This is a genomic window from Actinomadura physcomitrii, from assembly GCF_008923205.2.
In the GTDB taxonomy this organism is placed as follows: Bacteria; Actinomycetota; Actinomycetes; order Streptosporangiales; family Streptosporangiaceae; genus Spirillospora; species Spirillospora physcomitrii.
Genome location: NZ_WBMS02000049.1, coordinates 19,846 through 41,745, shown reverse-complemented (window position 1 = coordinate 41,745; position 21,900 = coordinate 19,846). Strand labels below are relative to the sequence as shown.

Annotated in this window: 18 protein-coding genes and 1 riboswitch; of the genes, 6 read left to right on the top strand and 12 right to left on the bottom strand. The window is 74.1% G+C overall.

Annotation, left to right across the window (positions count from 1 at the left end; translation table 11 throughout):
• Positions 1–5: 5 nt before the first annotated feature.
• Both galE and galK read left to right on the top strand, forming a co-directional pair.
• Positions 6–959 carry a UDP-glucose 4-epimerase GalE gene (galE, locus tag F8568_RS39460; RefSeq protein WP_151598754.1) on the top strand — a complete coding sequence of 318 codons (954 nt, stop codon included), beginning with the start codon at positions 6–8 and terminating at the stop codon, positions 957–959.
• Positions 956–2,101: a galactokinase gene (galK, locus tag F8568_RS39455; protein WP_151598752.1), complete on the top strand. Its 1,146-nt coding sequence runs from the start codon at positions 956–958 to the stop codon at positions 2,099–2,101. The genes galE and galK overlap by 4 nt, the downstream gene beginning before the upstream one ends.
• Before the next feature lie 94 nt (positions 2,102–2,195).
• Here the strand turns inward: galK and F8568_RS39450 are convergent, their stop codons facing one another.
• The 5 genes from F8568_RS39450 to F8568_RS39430 all read right to left on the bottom strand — a co-directional run bounded on the left by F8568_RS39450 (position 2,196) and on the right by F8568_RS39430 (position 9,935).
• Positions 2,196–4,871 (bottom strand): hypothetical protein, encoded by a 2,676-nt coding sequence (locus F8568_RS39450; protein ID WP_151598750.1) that lies wholly within the window; start codon positions 4,869–4,871, stop codon positions 2,196–2,198.
• Entirely contained in the window at positions 4,868–6,637 is a 1,770-nt protein-coding gene (locus F8568_RS39445; protein WP_151598748.1) for an HSP90 family protein, read from the bottom strand. The genes F8568_RS39450 and F8568_RS39445 overlap by 4 nt, the downstream gene beginning before the upstream one ends.
• A 146-nt stretch (positions 6,638–6,783) precedes the next feature.
• Positions 6,784–7,773 carry a malate dehydrogenase gene (locus F8568_RS39440; protein ID WP_151598746.1) on the bottom strand — a complete coding sequence of 330 codons (990 nt, stop codon included), beginning with the start codon at positions 7,771–7,773 and terminating at the stop codon, positions 6,784–6,786.
• A gap of 376 nt (positions 7,774–8,149) precedes the next feature.
• The gene (locus tag F8568_RS39435) at positions 8,150–9,367 is read right to left on the bottom strand and encodes an NADP-dependent isocitrate dehydrogenase (protein WP_151598744.1); all 1,218 of its coding nucleotides are present in this window, start codon (positions 9,365–9,367) and stop codon (positions 8,150–8,152) included.
• A gap of 139 nt (positions 9,368–9,506) precedes the next feature.
• Positions 9,507–9,935 carry a DUF3017 domain-containing protein gene (locus tag F8568_RS39430; RefSeq protein ID WP_151598742.1) on the bottom strand — a complete coding sequence of 143 codons (429 nt, stop codon included), beginning with the start codon at positions 9,933–9,935 and terminating at the stop codon, positions 9,507–9,509.
• Between the two features lie 288 nt (positions 9,936–10,223).
• On the opposite strand from F8568_RS39430, the gene F8568_RS39425 reads away from it, so the two are divergent.
• Positions 10,224–10,964, top strand: coding sequence for an FHA domain-containing protein (locus F8568_RS39425; protein ID WP_151598740.1), 741 nt, complete (start codon positions 10,224–10,226; stop codon positions 10,962–10,964).
• A gap of 197 nt (positions 10,965–11,161) precedes the next feature.
• On the opposite strand, the gene F8568_RS39420 is transcribed toward F8568_RS39425, so the two are convergent.
• Positions 11,162–12,010, bottom strand: coding sequence for a bifunctional methylenetetrahydrofolate dehydrogenase/methenyltetrahydrofolate cyclohydrolase (locus tag F8568_RS39420; protein WP_151598738.1), 849 nt, complete (start codon positions 12,008–12,010; stop codon positions 11,162–11,164).
• Positions 12,011–12,054: 44 nt separating this feature from the next.
• A riboswitch (ZMP/ZTP riboswitch) is annotated at positions 12,055–12,140 on the bottom strand.
• Positions 12,141–12,232: 92 nt separating this feature from the next.
• Between F8568_RS39420 and F8568_RS39415 the strand changes: the two genes are divergently transcribed.
• Positions 12,233–12,826, top strand: coding sequence for a GNAT family N-acetyltransferase (locus F8568_RS39415; protein ID WP_151598736.1), 594 nt, complete (start codon positions 12,233–12,235; stop codon positions 12,824–12,826).
• Between the two features lie 24 nt (positions 12,827–12,850).
• Here F8568_RS39415 and F8568_RS39410 read toward each other — a convergent pair whose 3' ends face one another.
• The 3 genes from F8568_RS39410 to purN all read right to left on the bottom strand — a co-directional run bounded on the left by F8568_RS39410 (position 12,851) and on the right by purN (position 15,438).
• A complete protein-coding gene (locus F8568_RS39410; protein WP_160573926.1) occupies positions 12,851–13,027 on the bottom strand; it encodes a hypothetical protein in 177 nt (58 codons plus the stop codon).
• Between the two features lie 144 nt (positions 13,028–13,171).
• Positions 13,172–14,737, bottom strand: a complete 1,566-nt coding sequence (gene purH / locus F8568_RS39405) for a bifunctional phosphoribosylaminoimidazolecarboxamide formyltransferase/IMP cyclohydrolase (protein WP_328601223.1) — start codon at positions 14,735–14,737, stop codon at positions 13,172–13,174.
• A complete protein-coding gene (gene purN / locus F8568_RS39400) occupies positions 14,734–15,438 on the bottom strand; it encodes a phosphoribosylglycinamide formyltransferase (protein ID WP_151598732.1) in 705 nt (234 codons plus the stop codon). Before purN ends, purH begins: the two co-directional genes overlap by 4 nt.
• A gap of 103 nt (positions 15,439–15,541) precedes the next feature.
• On the opposite strand from purN, the gene F8568_RS39395 reads away from it, so the two are divergent.
• On the top strand, positions 15,542–16,048 hold the full coding sequence (locus F8568_RS39395) for a hypothetical protein (protein ID WP_151598731.1): 507 nt from the start codon (positions 15,542–15,544) through the stop codon (positions 16,046–16,048).
• A 19-nt stretch (positions 16,049–16,067) separates the two neighbouring features.
• Here the strand turns inward: F8568_RS39395 and F8568_RS39390 are convergent, their stop codons facing one another.
• The 3 genes from F8568_RS39390 to sucC form a co-directional block, all read right to left on the bottom strand.
• The gene (locus F8568_RS39390; RefSeq protein ID WP_328601222.1) at positions 16,068–17,909 is read right to left on the bottom strand and encodes a cell division protein PerM; all 1,842 of its coding nucleotides are present in this window, start codon (positions 17,907–17,909) and stop codon (positions 16,068–16,070) included.
• Between the two features lie 159 nt (positions 17,910–18,068).
• Complete coding sequence (gene sucD / locus F8568_RS39385) at positions 18,069–18,956, bottom strand: succinate--CoA ligase subunit alpha (protein ID WP_151598729.1); 888 nt, start codon at positions 18,954–18,956, stop codon at positions 18,069–18,071.
• Between the two features lie 2 nt (positions 18,957–18,958).
• Positions 18,959–20,137, bottom strand: a complete 1,179-nt coding sequence (gene sucC / locus F8568_RS39380) for an ADP-forming succinate--CoA ligase subunit beta (protein WP_151598727.1) — start codon at positions 20,135–20,137, stop codon at positions 18,959–18,961.
• 268 nt (positions 20,138–20,405) lie between these two features.
• Here sucC and F8568_RS39375 point away from each other — a divergent pair, with 268 nt between their 5' ends.
• Entirely contained in the window at positions 20,406–21,896 is a 1,491-nt protein-coding gene (locus tag F8568_RS39375; RefSeq protein WP_202125874.1) for a glycoside hydrolase family 15 protein, read from the top strand.
• The last annotated feature ends 4 nt before the right edge of the window (positions 21,897–21,900 follow it).

Here is a 21,900-nt window from a genome sequence, read left to right as displayed (position 1 = left end):
CGTACGTGAAGCTGCTCGTCACCGGAGGCGCCGGCTACATCGGCAGCGTCGTCTCCGCACTGCTGCTGGAGGCGGGGCACGAGGTCGTCGTCCTGGACGACCTGTCCACCGGGCACGAGGACGCCGTCCCCGCCGGGGCGCGGCTGGTGCGCGGCACGCTGCGCGGCGCCGCCGCCGAGGTGATGGGCGGCGCCGGGTTCGACGCCGTGCTGCACTTCGCGGCCAAGTCGCTGGTCGGCGAGTCCGTCGAGAAGCCGGGCCTGTACTGGGACAAGAACCTCGGCGAGTCGCTCGCGCTGCTGGAGGCGATGCGGGTCGCCGGGGTCCCGCGGATCGTGTTCTCCTCCACGGCCGCCTGCTACGGCGAGCCCGAGTCGACGCCGATCCTGGAGACCGACCCGACCCGGCCCACCAACCCGTACGGCGCGTCCAAGCTGGCGATCGACACCACGCTCGCCGAGTACGCGCGGCTGCACGGCATCGGCGGCGTCTCGCTGCGCTACTTCAACGTCGCGGGCGCCTACGGCACGCAGGGCGAGCGGCACACCGTCGAGACCCACCTGATTCCGAACGTGCTGAAGGTGGCGCTCGGGCAGGGCGAGGCGGTCAAGATGTTCGGCGAGGACTACCCGACCGCCGACGGCACCTGCGTCCGAGACTACATCCACGTCGCCGACCTCGGCCGCGCCCACCTGCTCGCCCTGGACGCCTGCGAGCCCGGCGCCCACCAGATCTTCAACCTCGGCAGCGGCACCGGCAACTCCGTCCGCGAGGTCATCGAGGTGTGCCGCGAGGTCACCGGGCGCGACATCCCGGCCGAGGTCCACCCGCGCCGCCCCGGCGACCCGGCGGTGCTGATCGCGTCCTCCGACAAGATCCAGTCGCAGCTCGGCTGGAAGCCCGAGCGGGACCTGCGCGCCATGGTGTCGGACGCCTGGACCTTCCTGCGCTCGCGATGACCGATCTGCGCACCGCCTTCGGCGAGGCGTTCGGGCGCGCCGCCGAGGGCGTCTGGCACGCCCCCGGGCGGATCAACCTGATCGGCGAGCACACCGACTACAACGACGGCCTCGTCCTGCCGTTCGCGCTGTCGCGGGGCGTGTCGGTGGCCGCCGCGCGCCGCGACGACGGGGTCGTCGAGGTCCGCTCCCGGCAGGCCGGCGGCACCGTCTCCGCGCCCGTCGAGGGCGGGACGGTCGTCTCCGAGGGCTGGCCGTCCGAGCGGGCCTGGGCCGCCTACCCGGTCGGCATGGCGCGGGTGCTGCGCGAGCACGGCACCGGCGGCGCGTCCCTGCTGATCGACTCCGACCTGCCGCAGGGCGCCGGCCTGTCGTCCTCGGCCGCGCTGGAGTGCGCGACCGCGCTCGCGCTCTGCGACCTGCACGGCGTCGAGATCGACCGGCCGGAGCTGGCCCGGCTCGCGCAGCGCGCCGAGAACGAGCAGGTCGGCATGCCGTGCGGGCTGATGGACCAGTCCGCGTCGCTGCTCGCCACGCCCGGCCACGCGCTGCTGCTCGACTGCCGCAGCGGCCTGTCCGCCCAGGTCCCCTTCGACCCGTCGCAGGCCGGGCTGACGCTCCTCGCCGTCGACACCCGCGCCTCCCACGTCCTCACCGGCGGCGACTACGGGCGGCGGCGCGCCGAATGCGAGGAGGCCGCCGCGCGGCTCGGCGTGGAGGCGCTCCGCGACGTCAAGGACCTCGCGGGCGCGCTCGGCCGGCTCCGCGACCCCGTGCTGCGGCGCCGCGTCCAGCACGTCGTCACCGAGAACCACCGCGTCGAGGCGTCCGTCGGGCTGCTGCGCGCCGGCGCCGTCGGCGAGCTCGGCGCGATGCTGAACGCCTCGCACCTGTCGCTGCGCGACCAGTTCGAGATCTCCTGGCCGGAGGCCGACACCGCCGTCGACGCGGCGCTGCGCGCGGGCGCCCGCGGCGGCCGCATGATCGGCGGCGGGTTCGGCGGATCGGTGATCGTGCTGACCGCGTCCGACCGCGCCGGCCGGGTGCGGGACGCGATCGCGGCCGGCTACGCCAAGCGCGGCTGGACGGCGCCGGAGTTCCTCGACGCCGTCCCGTCCGCCGGCGCCCGCCGCCTGGCCTGACCCCGCCGCCTGGCCTGGGCCCGCCGCCCGGCCTGGGCTCGCCGCCCGGCTTGAACGCGTCGCCTGGTCTGGATGCGTCGGCCCGCCGGGCGCGTCACTCCTCCTGGAGCGCCGACCTGATGTCGGTGAGGAGCGCGGCGGCCTGGTCGGCGGGACCGGTCTCCTCCAGGGACCGGAAGCCGTCCACCGCGGCGGACGCGTGCGCCTCCGCGTCCGCCGGACGCCCCGTCTGCGCGAGGATGCGGGCCTGGTCGTACGACACCAGCGCCGTCTCCCAGACGCGGGGAGGGCCGTCCGGCAGGGCGTCCAGTGCCGCGCGGGCCGCCTCCACCGTCGTGACGGCCTTCTCCGGCTCGCCGCTCCACAGGTGGCACATCGCGGCGCGGCGGCGCGCCCGGACGGCGCCCTGCGGGTCGCCCGCCCCGGCGTAGGCGTCGGCGGCCTCCCCGAAACGCTCGGCGGCGAGGGCGTCCTTGTCCAGATTCGTGAGGATCTCCGCCGCCTCCTCCAGGAAGTGCGCGGCGGCGCCCGGCTCACCGTCCCGCACGGCGGTCTCGGCGAGGGACGCGAACGTGTCCGCCCCGTCCTCCTCCCCCATGCCCTTCTGCGCGTGCGCGAGGATCAGCCGGCAGCGCCGCGCGTCGCCCTCGTCCAGCCCGGGCAGCGCCTCCTCGGCGGCCTCCGCCGCCTCCAGGTGCCGCCCGGCCTCCAGGTACCCGGCGGCGAGGTCCACGCGCAGCCGGACGGCCCGCTCCTGAAAGCCCTCGGCCGTCCACGCCGCGACCCCCTCGGCGAGATCGGCGACCGCGTCCGCCGCGCGCCCCGCCGACAGCAGCGCGAGCCCCCGCTCGGTGTGCGCGATCGCCCGCATCGGCGACGGCTCGCGCAGCACGCCGATCACCTCGTCGAGCAGCGCGAACGTCTCCTCCGCCGGGCCGGCGCCGTCCTCCGCCGGGGGCCGCCGGGCGAGGACCTGGGCGAGCAGCAGCGCGGGCGCCGCCACCGTTCCGGGGTCGTCCGACGCGCGCGCCTCGGCGAGCGAGCGGCGCAGCGCCGCGTCCGCGCCGTCCTCGTCGCCGGTCTGCAGCAGCGCGCGGCCCCGCAGGAACCACAGCTCACCGGCCCGGTCGGGGGCGTCGTCCGGGACGACCCGGTCCAGCGCGGCGAGCGCGTCGGCGGGCCGGTCGCGGTCCAGATGGGCACCGGCGAGCCGGAGCAGCGCCGCCGTCGCCGCCCCGTCCTCCCCGGAACCCGCCGCGAAGTGATCGGCCGCGGCGGCCATCTCGGCCAGGCCCCGCTCGTCGCCCAGCTCGAACCGCAGCGCCCCGAGCCGGCTCAGCACCCGCTGCCGCCGGTCCTCCTGGCCCAGCTCCGCGAACCGCCGCGACGCCTCCTCCCAGGCCGCGACCGCGCCCTCGCGGTCGCCGTCCACGGCCAGCTCGACGCCCCGGCCGTCCAGCCGCCGGGCGCTCTGCAGCGGGGTCGGCGCGGCCGTCTCGGCGAGCGCGTCGAAGCGCCGCCACGCGGCCAGCGTGCGGGGCATGTCGCGGCTGGTCCGGCGCTCGTCGGCGATCGCGAGAAGGGCGTCGAGGTCGTCGATGGACGCGATGCCGTCGTCGCCGCGTTCCGGCTCCGTAGCAGGTGCGGGGGCCGGGGACGGGCGGCGGTGATGGGCGGCCAGCGGGACGAACCCGAAGAGCGGCTCGGCCGCCAGCACGGCGCGCACCTTGTCGCCCTGGTGGGACGTGCCGTTGCGGGCGTCGAACCGCGCCGCCAGGTCCGTCGCGCGGCCCTCCAGCTCGGCGCGCAGCTCCGCGACCGGCACGTCTTCCGCAGCACGGCCTCCCGACGCGGGACGACGGACCGTCACCCCGTCCCGCCCGGACGCCGCGACCCGGCCCAGCACGGCGGCCGCCGCCGCGGCGAACATCATCTCCGCGTGCGCGTGCGGCGCCCGGTCCAGCCACCCGAGATGCCGCTGCACGATCTCCAGCCCGCGCGCGTCGTTCCCGGTCAGCGCGCAGAACTCCAGATGGTCGGCGATGTCGCCGAGATCGGCGATCTGCCGCCGGTGCGCCCGGTACGCACGGCGGTGCGCGTCCGCCGCCGCCTCCGGACGGCCCGTCCGCAGGTACACCGGCAGCATCGCCGTCTGGATCCCCTGCGGCTGCTCCTTGCACGACAGCTCGGACGCCAGCACCGGCGCCGCGATCTCCGCGGCCTCCTCGTACCGCCCGGCGTCCGCCAGATGCGCCACCATCCCCGTCGGATCGCAGCCCTCGCAGTCCGACAGCCGGTCCCGCTGCGCCGCCCGCCACCGCGCGAACCACTCGTCCGCCGACGGGTCCCCGAGATGCCGCGCCACGATGTGCCGCCGCCGGTACACCGCCTGGAGGCTGTGGCCGCCCGCCCGGTAGCGGCGCTCCATGTCGTCCAGCACCGCCCGCGTCCGGTCGAGCGGGATCTCCGGGAACTTCGTCAGGGAGCTCACCACCGCCTTCATCTGCCACAGCAGCACCAGCGGCTCGTCGAACCGGCCGGGGTCGCGGTCGTGCTCGGCCAGCGTCCGCCCGAACGTCGCGAACGCCTTCGCCGGCTCGCCGCCGAACTGGTACGCGTCGGTCAGCCGGAGGCGTACCCGGAACGCCAGCACCTCGTCGGCCGCCTCCTCCGCGCGGCGCAGCGCGTCCTCCACCAGGACCGTCCGCGCCTCCCCGTACGGAAGCTCCTGCGACCGCGTCATCAGCGCGTACACGTCGTCGACACTCACCGGCCCGCCTCCGGGGGATGCACGGCCCACTCCAGCAGGCCGATGAACGAACGGTTCAGCACCGCCGTGTCCGCCGGACGCAGCGGATGGTGCCCGAGCAGCAGCGCCTGCCCGTACAGCGCCTGCACGGCCGGCTCCACCGGCCCCCCGTCACCGAGCGCCGTCACGCGCCGCGTCAGCGGATTGCGGTAGTTCAGCACCAGCTGCGGGCGCTCCACACCGGTGGTCGCGCCGACCGCGCCGAGCACGTCCGCCCACAGCTCGCCGGCCTCCTCCCGCGCCCGCGACAGCTCCTCCCGGAACTGCGCGTCCCGGCTGGTCAGGTACAGCGCCGGCAGCGACGCCGGGTCGAAGTCCCGGACGACGACCTCGCAGCCGAGCCGCTCCACCGCCCGCTGCGCCGCCGCCAGGAACGGCCGCAGCGCCAGCTCCGCCGCCGGGTCCAGCACCCCGAACGTCGTGGTCAGCTCGGACGCGTCCAGCCGCGCCAGCCGGGCGTCCGGATCGAGGTCCGGCAGCCGCTCGATGATCTCCGTGTCGTGCACGTAGCCGCCGTTGACGAGGCCGACGCCCTGCGCGCCCGCCACCGCCGACAGCCGCCGGAACTCCTCCACGCTCCCGGTGAACCGGCCGCCCGGATGCCGCCGCCGGAACTCGCGCAGCGTCATCGGGCCCGCCGACGTCTCGTACTCCATCCACCGGTCGACGATCCGCAGCATGTCGTCGTCGTGCAGCGCCATCGCCTTCACACCGAGCTGGTGCAGCCGCAGGAAGGCCCGCAGCTTCGGCGGATCGGTCTCCGCCAGCCGCACCAGCCACTGCCGCAGCACCTCCCCGAGGCCCTCCCGCGCCGACTCCAGCAGCTCGTCCTCGAACAGCGCCTCCCGGCTCGCCGTCGGCCGCAGCTCCCCCGCGTCCACCACGCACCGCACGAAGAACGCCCACTCCGGCAGCAGCCCGTGCACGCTCTCCGCCAGCAGCATCCGCTTCAGGTAGACGCGGTGCGCGGCGCGCGCCGTCGGCGACACCGGCTCCGGCAGGACGAACGCGACCCCGGTCAGCCCCGCCTCCGCCACCTCCAGGTCCACCACGTCGAACGGTGTGAACCCGTACAGCTCCTCGCAGTACCGCTCCAGCGCCCGCCGCCGCGCCGCCGGATCCCGGTGGGACGCCTGCCACGGCGGGCCCTCCCCCGTGACCGCGACCCCGTCCACGACCAGCTCGATCGGCAGCAGCGCCCCGTAGGCGCGGGCCAGCTCCGCCACCACCGGCGCGCTCAGCAGCTCCGCCGATCCGGGCCGCGGCCGCAGCGTCACCGTCGTGCCCGGCTCGTCGCGCTCACCGGGCTCGACCCGGTAGCTCCCCTCCGACCGGCCCGTCCAGCGGACCGCGTCGCCGCCCTTCGCCGACCGCGACACCACCTCGATCTCGTCCGCCACCAGGAACCCCGACAGCAGCCCGATGCCGAACTGGCCGAGGAAGTCGTGCCGCGCGAACCCCAGCTCGTCCCGCTTCGACGACCGGCCGATCGTCGCCAGCAGCGTGTGCACCTCGTCCGCCGTCAGGCCCACGCCGTCGTCGTGCACCCGCAGCGCCCCGCCGCCGGTCTCGATCACCACCCGGCCGCCGCCCGCGCCGCGCGCGGTGATCGCGTCCACCGCGTTCTGCAGCAGCTCCCGCAGGTACACCCGCGGGCTCGCGTACAGATGGCGGCTGAGCAGATCCACCACCCCGCGCAGATCCACCTGGAAAGCCTGTTCCGCCACCCGCGTCCCTCCCCGTCGCCTTCGAAGCGATCACACCCTAACGACCGCCGCCGACACCTTCGCGGGAATTTCGGTGGTACCGCGACGCGAACGAGCCCCGGACCGCGTAGGTCCGGGGCTCGCCGAGTGCGTACGGGCGCGGCCGGTCAGATCAGGCCGAGCTTGCGGACCGCGTCGCGCTCCTCCGCCAGCTCGTTCACCGACGCGTCGATCCGCGCGCGGGAGAAGTCGTCGATCTCCAAGCCCTGGACGATCTCCCACTTGCCGTCCTTGGTGGTGACCGGGAAGGAGGAGATCAGGCCCTCCGGCACGCCGTAGGAGCCGTCCGACACGACCGCCATCGACGTCCAGTCGCCGTCGGCGGTGCCGTTCACCCAGGTGTGCACGTGGTCGATCGCCGCGGACGCCGCCGACGCCGCCGACGACGCGCCGCGCGCCTCGATGATCGCGGCGCCGCGCTTGGCGACGGTCGGGATGAAGTCGTTCTCCAGCCAGTTCTGGTCGTTCACCGTCTCGGCCGCGTTCTTGCCGCCGATCTCCGCGTGGAACAGGTCCGGGTACTGGGTGGCGGAGTGGTTGCCCCAGATCGTCATCTTCTTGATGTCGGCGACGGACACGCCCGCCTTCTTCGACAGCTGCGCGAGCGCCCGGTTGTGGTCCAGGCGGGTCATCGCGGTGAACCGCTCGGCCGGGACGTCCGGCGCGTGCGACTGCGCGATCAGCGCGTTGGTGTTGGCCGGGTTGCCGACCACCAGCACCTTGACGTCGTCGGCGGCGCCGGCGTTGATCGCCTCGCCCTGCGGCTTGAAGATGCCGCCGTTGGCCTCCAGCAGGTCGCCGCGCTCCATGCCCTTCGTGCGCGGGCGGGCGCCGACCAGCAGCGCCACGTTCGTCCCGTTGAACGCAGCGGTCGCGTCGTCGAAGATGTCGATGCCGGTGAGCAGCGGGAACGCGCAGTCGTCCAGCTCCATCGCGGTGCCCTCGGCGGCCTTCACCGCCTGCGGGATCTCCAGCAGGCGCAGGCGGACGGGTACGTCCGCGCCGAGCAGGTGCCCGGAGGCGATGCGGAACAGCAGCGCGTAGCCGATCTGGCCAGCGGCGCCGGTAACGGTGACTGTGACTGGGGTGCGCGTCATGCGTCCTTCTCCTGCTGTGACCTGACGGGGCTCAGGCGGCCATCCTTCGAACCCGACCGCCGAAGAGCGCCCAGGGAACCGGTCCGCCGCACGGGTTCTCTCGCCGTCGAGATATTTCCGACGTCAGGCTATCGCGCGCCGCCCGCCCGTCATGCGCCAGGTGCCCGCCCCGGCATGGTTCACACCCGGCGAACGCGAAGGGCCGCCCCGGGACGAACCCGGGACGGCCTTCATCCCCGCCGAAGCGGGGCCGACTCCTCAGCCCCGCGTGCGCGGGGAGCACGGTGTGTCGCTCCCGACGAGCAAGGCAAGGTCGGGACCATCCCCGCATGTACAGGGAGCATTCAAGTGAATGCCAACAGTCAGCTCACCCTGGTCAGCCGTTGATCTTCTTCTGGAGGTTGGTGTCGAGCGCCTCCAGGAATTGTTGCGTGGTCAACCAAGGCGTGTCACTTCCGACCAAGAGCGCCAAATCCTTGGTCATCTGGCCCGCCTCGACGGTCTCGACGCAGACCTGCTCCAGCTTGCGCGCGAAGTCGGTGACCTCGGGCTGGCCGTCGAGCTTGCCGCGGTGCTCGAGGCCGCGGGTCCAGGCGAAGATCGACGCGATCGGGTTGGTCGACGTCGGCTTGCCCTGCTGGTGCTGCCGGTAGTGCCGGGTCACCGTGCCGTGCGCGGCCTCGGCCTCGACGGTCTTGCCGTCGGGCGTCATGAGGACGGAGGTCATCAGGCCGAGCGAGCCGAAGCCCTGCGCGAGGGTGTCGGACTGCACGTCGCCGTCGTAGTTCTTGGCGGCCCAGACGAAGCCGCCCTCCCACTTGAGCGCGGCGGCGACCATGTCGTCGATGAGCCGGTGCTCGTAGGTGATGCCCTTGGCCTCGAACTCGGCCTTGAACTCGGTCTCGAAGATCTCCTGGAAGAGGTCCTTGAACCGGCCGTCGTAGGCCTTGAGGATCGTGTTCTTCGTGGACAGGTACAGCGGCATCTCGCGGCTCAGCGCGTACCGCATGCTCGTCCGGGCGAAGTCGCGGATCGAGTCGTCGAAGTTGTACATGCCCATGGCGACGCCGCCACCGGGGAAGTCCGCGACCTCCATCTCCATGGGCTCCGAGCCGTCCTGCGGGGTGTAGGTGATCGTCACCTTGCCGGGGCCGGGGACCACGAAGTCGGTCGCCTTGTACTGGTCGCCGTGGGCGTGGCGGCCGATGATGATCGGCTTGGTCCAGCCGGGCACCAGGCGCGGGATGTTCGACACGACGATGGGCTCGCGGAAGATCACGCCGCCGAGGATGTTGCGGATCGTTCCATTGGGGGAACGCCACATCTTCTTCAGGCCGAACTCTTCGACGCGCGCCTCGTCGGGGGTGATGGTGGCGCACTTGACGCCGACGCCGTGCTCGGCGATGGCGTTCGCGGCGTCGATGGTGGCCTGGTCGTCCGTGGCGTCACGGTGCTCGATTCCCAGGTCGTAGTACTTCAGGTCCACGTCGAGATAGGGCAGGATCAGCTGGTCCTTGATGAATTTCCAGATGATCCGCGTCATTTCGTCGCCGTCGAGTTCGACGACCGGGCCCGCTACTTTGATCTTGGGCATGCTGTTGCTGTCCCTTTCCTACACCTGGCCAGCAGTCCTTGTAAGGCTCAACTGGCAAGGCTAGCCGAGGCCCGGGCCCGGTCTAGACCTGGGCTCCTGGCGAGGGCGGCCGCACCCCTGGCGAGCTGCGAAAACACCCTCAGCCGGGCGAACCGTCCCGGCGCCGGGCGAGCAGCAGCCGCGCGCCGCGCGCCAGCATGACCAGGGCGATCAGCACCCCGAACGCGCCGGCGCCGATGAGGCCGGTCTTGTTCATCGGGGGGATGCTGAGCGCGACGAAGGCGACCATCTCGCCGAGGATGACGAGCGTCCAGCAGTCGATCTGGCGGCTGCGGACCGCGAGCAGGCCGAGCTGGGACTCCGGCAGCAGCAGCCGGGCGAGCGCGCCGAAAAGCAGCGCCGCGGCCATCAGGCCGGAGCCCTTGCGGAAGTAGTTGAGGGCGCAGAGGGCGAGGCCGCCGCCGACGCCGCTGAGCACGATGAGGTAAGGCAGCCGCGCGAGCCACTGCGGGGCGGCGCTCTTGCCGCGCGGCGCCCTGCGCCGGCGCCGGTGCACCTGCGTGCTCATGGGTCCACGGTAATGCCGATCGGCGGGTGGCACGACATCGCGGCGCGACGCGGCGGGCGCGGCGCGGTGGGACGGGCGGTCCGGGGCCGGGTGAGGGGTCCGGTGATCGCCACGCCGGATCGGTGGCCGGACTTGTGCGCCGGCGACGGAAACGCACCCGGTCCGGCTGGTGGCGAAGAGCCCCGAATGCCTTGCGCCATCGGTGCTACTCGCCAGTAGGAGGGTGTGACGGGGGTCCGCCCGGGTAACCCGGCAGACAGGGGTCGCTAACTAGCTGGGAGGACTGCCGTGGAGGGGCCGTTCATGCGGATCGAGGACAGCGGGCTGGTGGTGCCGCTGCGCCCCGACGTTACGACGGTCGGGAGAGGGAGAGGAGTCGACATCCGCCTCGACGACCCGAGTGTGTCCCGTTTGCACGCCGAGATCGTGCGGCGCGGCCCGTACGTCTACGTCGTCGACATGGGCCTGTCCCGCAACGGGACCCGTGTCAACGGCCGGCCGATCGCCCGCCGTGTGCTGGAGGACGGTGACGTCGTGAGCTTCGGCACGGCGCGCTGCCGGATGGGGGGCATCCCCCGTGAGGAGGTCGACCCGGACGTCGAGCTGCGGCGCGCCGTGGCCCCCGAGCTGACCCGCCGCGAGGTCGACGTGCTGACCGCGCTGTGCCGCCCCGCGCTGTCCGACGAGGCGTTCGTGGCTCCCGCCACGGCGCGCGACATCGCGGGCGAGCTGGTCGTGACCGAGGCCGCGGTGAAGCAGCACCTGCTGCGGCTCTACCAGAAGTTCCGCATCCCGGAGGGCGCCAACCGGCGCACCCGGCTGGCCAACGAGGTCATCGCGATGGGCCTCGTCCGGCCGCTGCCTCCGGTGCACGTGCCCCAGCAGGGCCGGGCCCCGATGGACGGGCGTCCGCCGGGCATGCGGAGCCCGGCGGAGGCGCGCAGGCCCGGGGCGCCGGGGCACGGTCCCGGCCATCCGGCCGGGCCGGCGCGCGCCGCGCACACCGCTGCGAGCCGCCGTGCCAGCTGAGGTGCCGGCCCGGCCGGGCTGAGCGTGCGGTCGCCCTTACCGGCAGCGCAATGAGGGCGATCGCCAGGCCCGCCCGAGCGGGGCCGCGCAAGTGACGGCGCGGTCCCGTCCGGGTGGCCGGCCGGGCTCTTCGATCGATGCGGAGGGCCGCCACCAAGGGTGTCGGTGGCGGCCCTCCCGCATGTCCGCGCCCGGGTTCAGACGGTCTGCTCGGCGGCCTCGACGACGTTCTGCAGGAGCATCGCGCGGGTCATGGGGCCGACGCCGCCGGGGTTCGGCGCGACCCAGCCGGCGACGTCGCGGACGTCGGCGGCGACGTCGCCGGTGAGCTTGCCGTCGACGCGGGAGACGCCGACGTCCAGGACGGCGGCGCCGGGCTTCACCATGCCGGCGGCGATCAGGCCGGGGACGCCGGCGGCGGCCACGACGATGTCGGCGTCGCGGATGTGCGCGGCGAGGTCGCGGGTGGCGGTGTGGCAGAGGGTGACGGTGGCGTTCTCGCTGCGGCGGGTCAGCAGCAGGCCGAGGGAGCGGCCGACGGTGATGCCGCGGCCGACGACGGTGACCTCGGCGCCCTTGAGCGGGACGTCGTAGTGGCGGAGCAGCTCGATGATGCCCTTCGGGGTGCAGGGCAGCGGGCCGGGCTGCATCAGGACGAGGCGTCCGAGGTTGGTCGGGTGCAGGCCGTCGGCGTCCTTGGCGGGGTCGATCAGCTCGAGGACGCGCTGCTCGTCCAGGCCCTTGGGGAGCGGGAGCTGGACGATGTAGCCGGTGCAGGCGGGGTCGGCGTTGAGCTCGGCGACGGCCCGCTCGACGTCGGCCTGCGAGGCGGTCTCGGGCAGGTCGCGGCGGATGCTCTCGATGCCGACCTCGGCGCAGTCGCGGTGCTTCATGTTGACGTAGGAGTGGCTGCCGGGGTCGTCGCCGACCAGGACGGTGCCGAGCCCCACGGACACGCCGCGGTCGCGGAGCGCCTCGACGCGGCGCTTGAGGTCGGAGCGGATCTCGGCGGCCAGGGCCTTGCCGTCCAGGATCTGTGCGGTCATGCATGCCTCCGCGGTGTGTCGCCAGGGACCGAGCCCGGCGAGGTCCCGTCCACCCAGGCGCGCGGTGTCCGGACTGTCGTTCGCTCCCCGGTGGTGATCCACCTTGACCGCGCCAGTCGCGTCGAACCCATGGTAGCCGTCCGGCGGGCGGCGAGTGGCTCGCGGAAATCGCCGCGAAGTGGCCCTGCCGGGCGCTCAGCGGCCGCCCATAGCGTGGACGCCATGAGCGACGAGTGGTTTGCCCGCCCGGTGCTGACCGGGCGTTATGTGCGTCTTGAGCCGCTTTCCCTGGACCATGTCGACGGGCTGTACGAGGCGTCCAAGGAGCCGTCGATCTGGACGTGGAAGAGCGAGTACCAGCCGGACAGCGTGGACGCCATGCGCGACTGGGTGCGGAAGGCGCTGGACGGGTGCCAGCGCCGTCTCCGGCTGCCGTGGGCGCAGATCGACGCGGTGACCGGGGAGGTGGCGGGGAGCACGTCGTACTACGAGATCGCGCCGCACGACCGGGGCCTGTGCATCGGGCACACCTGGCTGGGGGCGCGGTGGCAGCGGACGGGATGCAACACCGAGTCGAAGCTGCTGCTGCTCCAGCGGGCCTTCGACGACCTCGGGGCGATCCGGGTGGGGTGGCACACGCACATCCGCAACGAGCGGTCGCGTGCGGCGATCGAGCGGCTCGGCGCGTCGTTCGAGGGGATCCACCGCAAGCACCGGGTCCTCGCGGACGGGTCGTTCCGCGACACCGCGGCGTACGCGATGACGGACGACGACTGGCCGGAGGCGTCGAAGGCGCTGCGCGCGAAGCTGCGCTAGCCGCGCCGGCCGCGTGGCGCCGGGTCAGTCGTCGGCGCGTTCGCGGCGGGCGAGGAGCCGGTCGGTGCCGTGCCGGCCGAGCTGCCCGGCGAGCATCGCGGCGAGCACCGCCGCGACGAGCCCGACGACCTGCCGGGCCTGCATCAGCAGCGCGTCGGATTGGCCGATGTGGGCGACCAGGAAGGTCGTCAGCGAGTCCAAGCGGGCCTCCCTCTGGCGGGCGACGCGCCGGGGGTCGGGGACGGTTCGGGGGCGCGGGCCAGGCAGAGGCTACCCGCGGCGGAGGCGTGGAACGTCCGGGCCCGGCGGGACGGTGGACGTCGCGCCGGGCCCAGGCAGTTCCGATCAGTGGAAGAAGTGCCGCGTCCCGGTGAAGTACATCGTGACGCCGGCCTTGGTGGCGGTCTCGATGGCGAGCTCGTCGCGGATCGAGCCGCCCGGCTGGACGACGGCCTTCACGCCCGCCTCGATCAGCACTTCGAGGCCGTCGGGGAACGGGAAGAACGCGTCGGACGCGGCGACCGAGCCGCGCGCCCGCTCCTCGCCCGCCCGCGCCACCGCGAGGCGCGCCGAGTCGACCCGGTTGACCTGGCCCATGCCGACGCCGACGGTGGCGCCGCCGGAGGCCAGCAGGATCGCGTTGGACTTGACGGCGCGGACGGCCCGCCAGGCGAACGCGAGGTCGCGCAGGGTGTCCTCGTCGGCCGCGTCGCCGCACTTGAGCTCCCAGCCGGACGGGTCGTCGCCGGGCGCGTCGACCCGGTCGACGGTCTGCACGAGCAGGCCGCCGTCGATCCGCCGGGACTCGGTGGCGCCGCCGGGGGCGTCCGGGCAGATCAGCAGCCGGGTGTTCTTGAACCGGTTCTTCAGCACGGTCACGGCCTCGTCCTCGAAGGACGGGGCGACGACGACCTCGGCGAAGCTGCCGGTGATCTGCTCGGCCATCGCGGCGGTGACCGGCCGGTTCGCGGCGATCACGCCGCCGTAGGCGGACGCGGGGTCGCACTCGAGGGCGCGCCGGTGCGCCTCGGCGATGTCGGCGCCGACCGCGATACCGCACGGGTTGGCGTGCTTGATGATCGCGACGCAGGGGCCGGTGAAGTCGTAGGCGGCGCGGCGGGCGGCGTCGGTGTCCACGTAGTTGTTGTAGGACATCTCCTTGCCGTAGATCTGCTCGGCGCCCGCGAGGCCCGTCTCGCCGGGCACCCGGTACAGGGCGGCGCGCTGGTGCGGGTTCTCGCCGTACCGCAGGGCGTTCGACCGCTCCCACGTGGCGCCGATGAAGTCGGGCCACCGCGTCTCGGCGGCCTGCTCGTCGGGCGCGTACTCGCTCGCGAACCAGGACGCCACGGCGACGTCGTAGGACGCGGTGTGCGCGTAGGCGAGGGCGGCGAGGCGGCGCCGCTGCTCCAGCGTGAAGCCGCCCTCCTTCACCGCGGCGAGGACGTCCCCGTACGCGGACGGGTCGACGACGACGGCGACGGACGCGTGGTTCTTCGCGGCGGCGCGGACCATCGTCGGGCCGCCGATGTCGATCTGCTCGACGCACTCGTCGGGCGCGGCGCCGGACGCGACGGTCGCGGCGAACGGGTACAGGTTCACCACGGCCAGGTCGAACGGCTCGACGTGCAGGTCGTCGAGCTGCTGGAGGTGGTCGTCCTTGCGCCGGTCGGCGAGCAGGCCCGCGTGCACCTTCGGGTGCAGGGTCTTGACCCGGCCGTCGAGGCACTCAGGGAACCCGGTGAGCTTCTCCACCTTCATCACCGGCACCCCGGCGGCGGAGATCCGGCCCGCCGTCGACCCGGTGGAGACGATCTCCACCCCGGCCTCGTGCAGGCCCCGGGCCAGCTCCTCCAGCCCGGTCTTGTCGTACACGCTGATCAGTGCGCGCTTGATCGCCACCCGACTCACCGGCCGAGCTCCCCTCGTTCCGTCTGACCTGGACTGCCGGACGGACCGCCGTCCGGCGCGGCGCCGCCGGACGTGCCGTCGCCGCAGGTTCTGCATTTCATCGAGACCCGCCGCCCCCGCGTGGTCCAGCCGTCGCGGGCCAGCCGTCCGACGACGTCGACCAGGAGCCGGCGCTCCACCTGCTTGATGCGCTCGTGCAGGGAGTCCTCGTCGTCGTGCCAGCCCACGGGGACGGTCTCCTGGGCGATGACGGGTCCGGTGTCCACGCCTTCGTCGACGAAGTGAACCGTACAGCCCGTGACCTTGACCCCGTACGCCAGGGCGTCCCGTACGGCGTGCGCGCCGGGGAACGAGGGCAGCAGCGCGGGATGGGTGTTGACGATCCGGCCGCCGAAGCGGGCGAGCACCTCCGGGCCGAGGATCTTCATGAACCCGGCGGACACCACCAGGTCGGGTTCGTGCTCGGCGATGGCGGCGGCGAGCGCGGCGTCCCAATCGGCGCGGGTCGGGAAGTCGGGGATGCGGAGGGTGAAGGCGGGCAGCCCGGCGCGTTCGGCGCGCTCGGTTCCGCCGATGCCGTCGCGGTCGGCGCCCACGGCCACCACTTTCGCCCCGTAGGCTGGGTCTGCGCAGGCGTCGAGCAGCGCTTGTAGGTTGGTCCCCGCGCCGGAGACGAGGACGACGAGCCGGGCGGACACCATGACTCCCTTGCGGACGGTGGGGTTGTCGGCGTTCGGTCTGAAGCCTATGAAGCTTATCGGCCCTGTTCGGCGCGGTTGAATCCACGGTTGGGAGGAAGCGGACGTGAGCGAGCAGCCGGGTCGCCCGGCCCATCCCGTCGAGCAGGGGCGGGATCCGGCGGGGCCGCCCCCGGGACCCGCGCCCGGGCCGATGGGGCCCCCGCCGGGGCCGCCGCCGGTGGAGCGGACCGGCCGGCGGGCCCTGTGGCTCGGCGTCGTCGCCCTGGTGACGTCCTTGTTCTTCTACCCGCTGGGGCTGGTGCTGGGCGTCGCGGCGCTGGTCATCGGGATCCGGGCGCGGCGGCGGGCGCGGACGGCCCGGGCGGTCGCCCCGGGCGCCGTCCCGGGCATCGTGCTCGGTTCGGTGGGGCTGGCGTTCTCGGCGCTGTCGGTGGCGCTCACGGTGTTCCTGTGGCCGGAGCTGAGCGGGTACCAGGAGTGCCTCGGCGCGGCGAACACGGGCACCGACAAGACGGCGTGCAAGCACGAGTACTTCCCGAAGATCGAGAAGAAGCTCGACCTGCCCCGCGGGCAGCATGGACAAGTACGGCGACCTGCTGTGACTCTCTGACCTCCGGGCCTTGAGGGGCTCAGTCGCGGCGGGGCTCCTCGCGCAGGACGTAGATCGCGCCGCCGCGGTTCTCGGTGCGCTCGGGGTCCTCGCGCGGCGGCGGGACGGGCTCGGGTTCGGGTTCGGCGTCCTCGACGATGTGGCCTTCGAGGACGACCTTGCCGTCCCGCTCGTCCGGCTCGGGCTCCCTCGGCGCCGGCTCGGGCTCGGGCGCCGGCGGGGCGGGCTCGTCGGCGATCAGGTCGGGCAGCGGGTCGGCGGCACGGCCGCGGCCGCGCCGCCGCCGCGGTGCCAGGACCGGCTCGGCCTCCTCGAACTCCAGCGGGTCGGGCGCGTACGGCGAGGGACGCGGCGCGGGCGGCTCCCCGGCCGCCGGCGGGGGCTCGTCGAGGACGGGCGCGGACAGCGGCACCGGCGCCTCCGGCAGCCGGGCCGTGGTCCGCCGCGGCTCGGGCCGCCGCGCCCGGCGCTCGCCGCTCTTGCGCGCCTTGCTCTTGCGCGCTCTGCTCTTGCGCGCGCTGCCGGGCGCGTCGTCGCCCTCCGGCCGCCGCATGATCCGCCAGTTCGCGGCCCACGCCGCGAGCGCCGCGGAGATCCCGACCTCCAGCGCCGCCAGCAGCCCGACCTGCCACGCCGACGGGCCGACGGTCGCCATCCGCCCGTCGCCGAGCGGGCCGCCCGACAGCGCCGCCAGCAGCGCCACGACGACGCCGGTCAGGGTCCCGGACAGGAAGCCCCACAGCGGCGCGCCCTCCGACGTCGCGCTCGGCATCGTGCGGATCGTCAGGACGCCGCCGGCGGCGCCCGCGACGAACGGCGCCGCGAGCGCCAGCAGCGACACCGCGGGCGCCGGGCCCGCCTCGGGCAGCGCGGCGAGCGGCGGGAACGCGGGGACCGTGTCCAGGAACACGCCGGTGGGCGACACACTCGTCCCGGCGCCGACCGCGAACCCGGGTCCGACCGCGTACGCGATCCCCCAGATCACCGCGTTCGGCAGGAACGCCAGCTCGACGAGCAGCAGCAGGACGCCGCCGACGATGCCGGGGGCGAGCAGGTCGTACACCCGGTCGGAGTCGGAGGTGTGCAGCGCCAGGGACCCGCCGACCAGGACGGCGCCCGCCGCCGCCAGCACCGCGACGGACCCGGCGACGCCGATCACCAGCGACCGCGGCCGGTCCGGCAGCAGCCGCAGCAGCGCGCCGAGCCCGGACCGGACGCGCCGCCCGCGCGCCTCCGCCGCCACCTGCGCGGCGACCACCGCCCGCGCGGCGCCGAGGCCGCCCGCGATGACCGCGACGAGCAGGCAGCCGAGCAGCGCCTGCCACGCCGACGGGTGCACCTCCGGCGCCGACACCGCGAGCGCCATCAGCATCGCCAGCAGCGCGTACGGGACGGCCAGCGCCGCCGCGACCCGCATCACGGCGACCCGCGGCCGGGCCGGCAGCCCGAGCCCGCGGATCATCCACGCGCCGCCCCGGTACAGCAGCGCCCCGGGCAGCACCAGCACGCCGAGCGGCAGCAGCCCGACCCGTCCGTGCCCGTAGGAGAACCCGGCGTGGTGGGAGACGAGCCAGAAGTTCACGGCCGTCCGGAACACCCCGGACAGCCCGTGCCCGAGCGCGGTCTTCGGCGCCGCGACCCAGCCGAGCAGCGTCACGGTCGTCAGGACGGTGAGCCCGATCCCGACGCACCACAGCGACGCGACGAGACCCGTCACGTACAGCGGGCGGCCGTTGCCGGGCGGCGGCGCGGGCCGCCCGGGGCGCGCCTTCGCGGGCCGCGGGGCGTCCTCGCGGCGCCGCCCCCTCGGGTCCCTCGCCGCCTCGGGGGTCACGCGCTGTCCCGGCCTCACGTCGCTCACCCGACCATGCTGGCACCCCGCCCCCGCGCGCCCCCGGCCCTCAGCCCGGCGTGTCGCCTTTGTCGGCCCCGACGCACGTCCCCGGTGACGACGAAAGACGCCCGGGCCGTCTCCAGCGGCTCGGGCGTCTTTCGGGGGCTGATCAGGCGATCAAGGGGCTCAGCGGTTCTTCATGATCTCCCGCATGAGGACGGCGGTCTCGCTCGGGGTCTTGCCGACCCGGACGCCCACCTTCTCCAGGGCCTCCTTCTTCGCCTGCGCGGTGCCGGCGGAACCGGACACGATCGCGCCCGCGTGGCCCATCGTCTTGCCCTCGGGGGCGGTGAACCCGGCGACGTAGCCGACGACCGGCTTCGTGACGTTCTTCTCGATGTAGGCGGCGGCGCGCTCCTCGGCGTCGCCCCCGATCTCACCGATCATCACGATGGCGTCGGTCTCCGGGTCCTCCTGGAACGCCTTGAGGGCGTCGATGTGGGTGGTCCCGATGATGGGGTCGCCGCCGATGCCGACGCAGGTGGAGAAGCCGATGTCGCGCAGCTCGTACATCATCTGGTACGTCAGCGTGCCGGACTTCGACACCAGGCCGATGCGGCCCGGCGTGGTGATGTCGGCCGGGATGATGCCCGCGTTGGACTTGCCGGGCGAGGCGATGCCGGGGCAGTTCGGCCCGATGATGCGGGTCTTGTTGCCCTTGGACTCGGCGTACGCCCAGAAGTAGGCGGTGTCGTGCACCGGGATGCCCTCGGTGATCACGACGCAGAGCGGGATCTCGGCGTCGATCGCCTCGACGACGGCGTCCTTGGTGAACTTCGGCGGGACGAACACGACGGACACGTCCGCGCCGGTCTCCTGCATCGCCTCCTTGACGGTGCCGAAGACGGGCAGCTCGGTGCCGTCGAAGGTCACGGTCGTGCCGGCCTTGCGGGCGTTCACGCCGCCGACGACCTTGGACCCGGCGGCCAGCATGCGGCGGCCGTGCTTGGAGCCCTCGGAGCCGGTGATGCCCTGCACGATGATCTTGCTGTTGTCGGTGAGCCAGATGGCCATTGTCATGCACCTGCCGCGGCGAGTTCGGCGGCACGCTTGGCCGCGTCGTCCATGGTGTCGACCTGCTGGACGCCGGTGAGCCCGGCGTCGGTCAGGATCTTGCGCCCGAGCTCGGCGTTGTTGCCGTCGAGGCGGACCACGAGCGGCCGGTCGACGGCCTCGCCGCGGTCGGCCAGCAGCTTGTAGGCGGAGACGATGCCGTTGGCGACCGCGTCGCAGGCGGTGATGCCGCCGAAGACGTTGACGAACACCGACTTGACGTCGGCGTCCGACAGCACGATCTCCAGGCCGTTCGCCATCACCTCGGCGGACGCGCCGCCGCCGATGTCGAGGAAGTTGGCGGGCTTCTGGCCGCCGAACTCCTCGCCGGCGTAGGCGACCACGTCCAGGGTGGACATGACCAGGCCCGCGCCGTTGCCGATGATGCCGACGGAGCCGTCGAGCTTGACGTAGTTGAGGTCCTTGGCCTTCGCCGCCGCCTCCAGCGGGTCGGCCGCGGCCTTGTCCTCGAGCTTGTCGTGCTCCTGGCGGAACCCGGCGTTGTCGTCGAGGGAGACCTTGCCGTCGAGGGCCTTCACCTGGCCGTCGGCGGTGAGGATCATCGGGTTGACCTCGACCAGCGTGGCGTCCTCGTCGGTGAACACCGCCCAGAGCCGCTCGATCAGCTGCGCGGCGCCGTCGAGCGCCTCCTGCGGCAGCCGGCCCTGCTCGGCGATCTCGCGGGCCTTGGCCCGGTCGACGCCGGTCAGCGGGGACACCGGCACCATCGCGAGGCGGTCGTGCGGGACCTCCTCGATCTCGACGCCGCCCTCGACGGAGCAGATGGACAGGAACGTGCGGTTGGCGCGGTCGAGCAGGAACGAGAAGTAGAACTCCTGCGCGATCGCCGAGCCCTCCTCGACCAGGACGCGGTGGACCGTGTGGCCCTTGATGTCCATGCCGAGGATCTGCCCGGCGAGGGCCTCGGCCTCATCGGCGGTGTCGGCGAGCTTCACGCCGCCGGCCTTGCCGCGGCCGCCGGTCTTCACCTGGGCCTTGACCACGACCTTCTTGCTGCCCGCGGAGAACAGCTCCTCCGCGATGGCGCGCGCTTCCTGGGGAGTCGAGGCGACCTTGCCGGTGGGCACCGGTACCCCGTACTCGGCGAAGAGTTCCTTCGCCTGATGTTCGAACAGGTCCACGAGGGCGTCCTTAAACGGATCGACAGCCAGATGACCACGCGAGTGGGGGGTGCACGGGTGTCCGTGCGGCCGGCACTCCGCGGTCCGCTCCGTCGACGCAGCCTAGTCAACCCCGGTCCGTGCTGCCGCCGCCGGGTCCGTTTGTCACCCCGAGTCCGGAAACCGCTGGTACGGGGGGTGCGGTGGCGGGCACGTCCGCCCCTCACGACGATGTGTTGATTGGCGTAGTTTGGTGTACTTGGGGGAGGCGAGGGGGGAGACGACGCCCATGGGGCAGCAGCGGGGGGACGTGCGCGCCGCCGCCGTGCCCGCGCCTTCCGGAGGCGTCCCCGCCGGACGCGGCGGGACGTCGCCCGCGCGGCGCCGCACGCGCCGGGTCCGCCGCGCCGCCGCGTTCCTCGTCGTCGCCGCGCTCGTCGCCGTGGCCGGGGCGAACGTGCCGGAGCCGGCGGCGCCCGGCTGGGTGAGCCCGGGGCTGGTGGGCGGCGGCGGCTGGCCGTTCGCGGGCGTCCCGCTCGACCCGGACGACGCCGACGGCGCCGCGTACCTGCCCGACAGCTCGGCGGTGCGGCTCGCGGACGGGCGGGTGCTGCTGGTCCCGTCCGGCGGGGAGGCGCCGGTCGCCGTCGCGGCGGACGACCCGCGGGTGGCGCAGGCGGTGCGGTCCGACAGCGCGTGGCTGGCGTCCGGGACCGTTCCGGAGGGCCCGCCGGACTCCGGTTTCCGCGACATGGCGGCGCGCGCGCTGCTGGACCTGCGGCTGCTGACGCCGCCGAACGGCGCGTCCCTGGCGTCCTGGTACGGGGCGTGGCGGTACTCGTGGCCGCGCGACTCCGCCTTCGCCGCCGCCGCGTTCACCGTGACGGGCCATCCGTCGGAGGCGCGCCGCGTCCTGCGGTTCCTGGGACGGGTCCAGACGGGCAACGGGGTGTGGGCGGCCCGCTACAACGCCGACGGGACCGCCGTGACGGACGGTCGGCCCCCGCAGCTCGACTCGCTGGGCTGGGTGCTGTGGGCGAGCTGGCTGTACCGGACGCGGAACCCCGGCGCGGACGACCTGCCGGACCTGTGGCCGATGGTGCGGCGCGCCGCCGACCATCTGGCGGGGTCGCTGGACGCGGAGGGCCTGCCGCCCCCCTCGTCCGACTACTGGGAACGCGATCACGGCCGTGAGCAGGACCCGCGGCGCCCGACACTCGGGGTGGTCGGGCCGGTGCTCGCGGGGCTGCGGGCGGCGGCGGACCTCGCGCAGGGCTACGGCCAGGGGGCGAAGGCGGCGCAGTGGCGGGCGGCGGCGGGCCGGGTGTCGGACGCGCTGGACCGCCAGTTCGCGCCGTACGGGTACCCGCGCTCGCCGGTGCGGCACGGGCTGATGGACACCTCCGTGACGTTCATCGCACCGCCGTTCGCGCCGGCGGACCAGGCCGTGAACGGGGCGATCGCGAACGCCGAGCGCGAGCAGGCGCTGCCGAACGGGGGCGTGCTGCCGGGCGAGAGCTGGTCCGGCGCCCCGGACGTGGCGTGGACGCCGGAGACCGCGCTGTTCGGGCTGTCGGCGGCGTCGGGCGGCCGGACGGACGAGGCGGTCGCGCGGCTCGGCTGGCTGTCGGCGCACCGGACGTCGCTGGGCGCGCTGCCGGAGAAGGTCGGGCCGACGGGCCGCCAGGCGGGCGTGGCGCCGCTGGCCTGGACGGATTCGCTGGTCCTGCTGACGCTGTCGGCGCTGCGGACTCCGCTGCCGATCCCGCCCACGTCCTGACGGC

Excerpts from the sequence above, each read along its gene's own strand:
- galK (WP_151598752.1), top strand. The coding sequence starts at position 956 with ATGACCGATCTGCGCACCGCCTTCGGCGAGGCGTTCGGGCGCGCCGCC.
- sucD (WP_151598729.1), bottom strand. The coding sequence starts at position 18,956 with ATGGCCATCTGGCTCACCGACAACAGCAAGATCATCGTGCAGGGCATC.
- F8568_RS39420 (WP_151598738.1), bottom strand. The coding sequence starts at position 12,010 with ATGACCGCACAGATCCTGGACGGCAAGGCCCTGGCCGCCGAGATCCGC.
- F8568_RS39435 (WP_151598744.1), bottom strand. The coding sequence starts at position 9,367 with ATGCCCAAGATCAAAGTAGCGGGCCCGGTCGTCGAACTCGACGGCGAC.
- F8568_RS39440 (WP_151598746.1), bottom strand. The coding sequence starts at position 7,773 with ATGACGCGCACCCCAGTCACAGTCACCGTTACCGGCGCCGCTGGCCAG.
- F8568_RS39375 (WP_202125874.1), top strand. The coding sequence starts at position 20,406 with ATGGGGCAGCAGCGGGGGGACGTGCGCGCCGCCGCCGTGCCCGCGCCT.
- purN (WP_151598732.1), bottom strand. The coding sequence starts at position 15,438 with ATGGTGTCCGCCCGGCTCGTCGTCCTCGTCTCCGGCGCGGGGACCAAC.
- F8568_RS39430 (WP_151598742.1), bottom strand. The coding sequence starts at position 9,935 with ATGAGCACGCAGGTGCACCGGCGCCGGCGCAGGGCGCCGCGCGGCAAG.
- F8568_RS39415 (WP_151598736.1), top strand. The coding sequence starts at position 12,233 with ATGAGCGACGAGTGGTTTGCCCGCCCGGTGCTGACCGGGCGTTATGTG.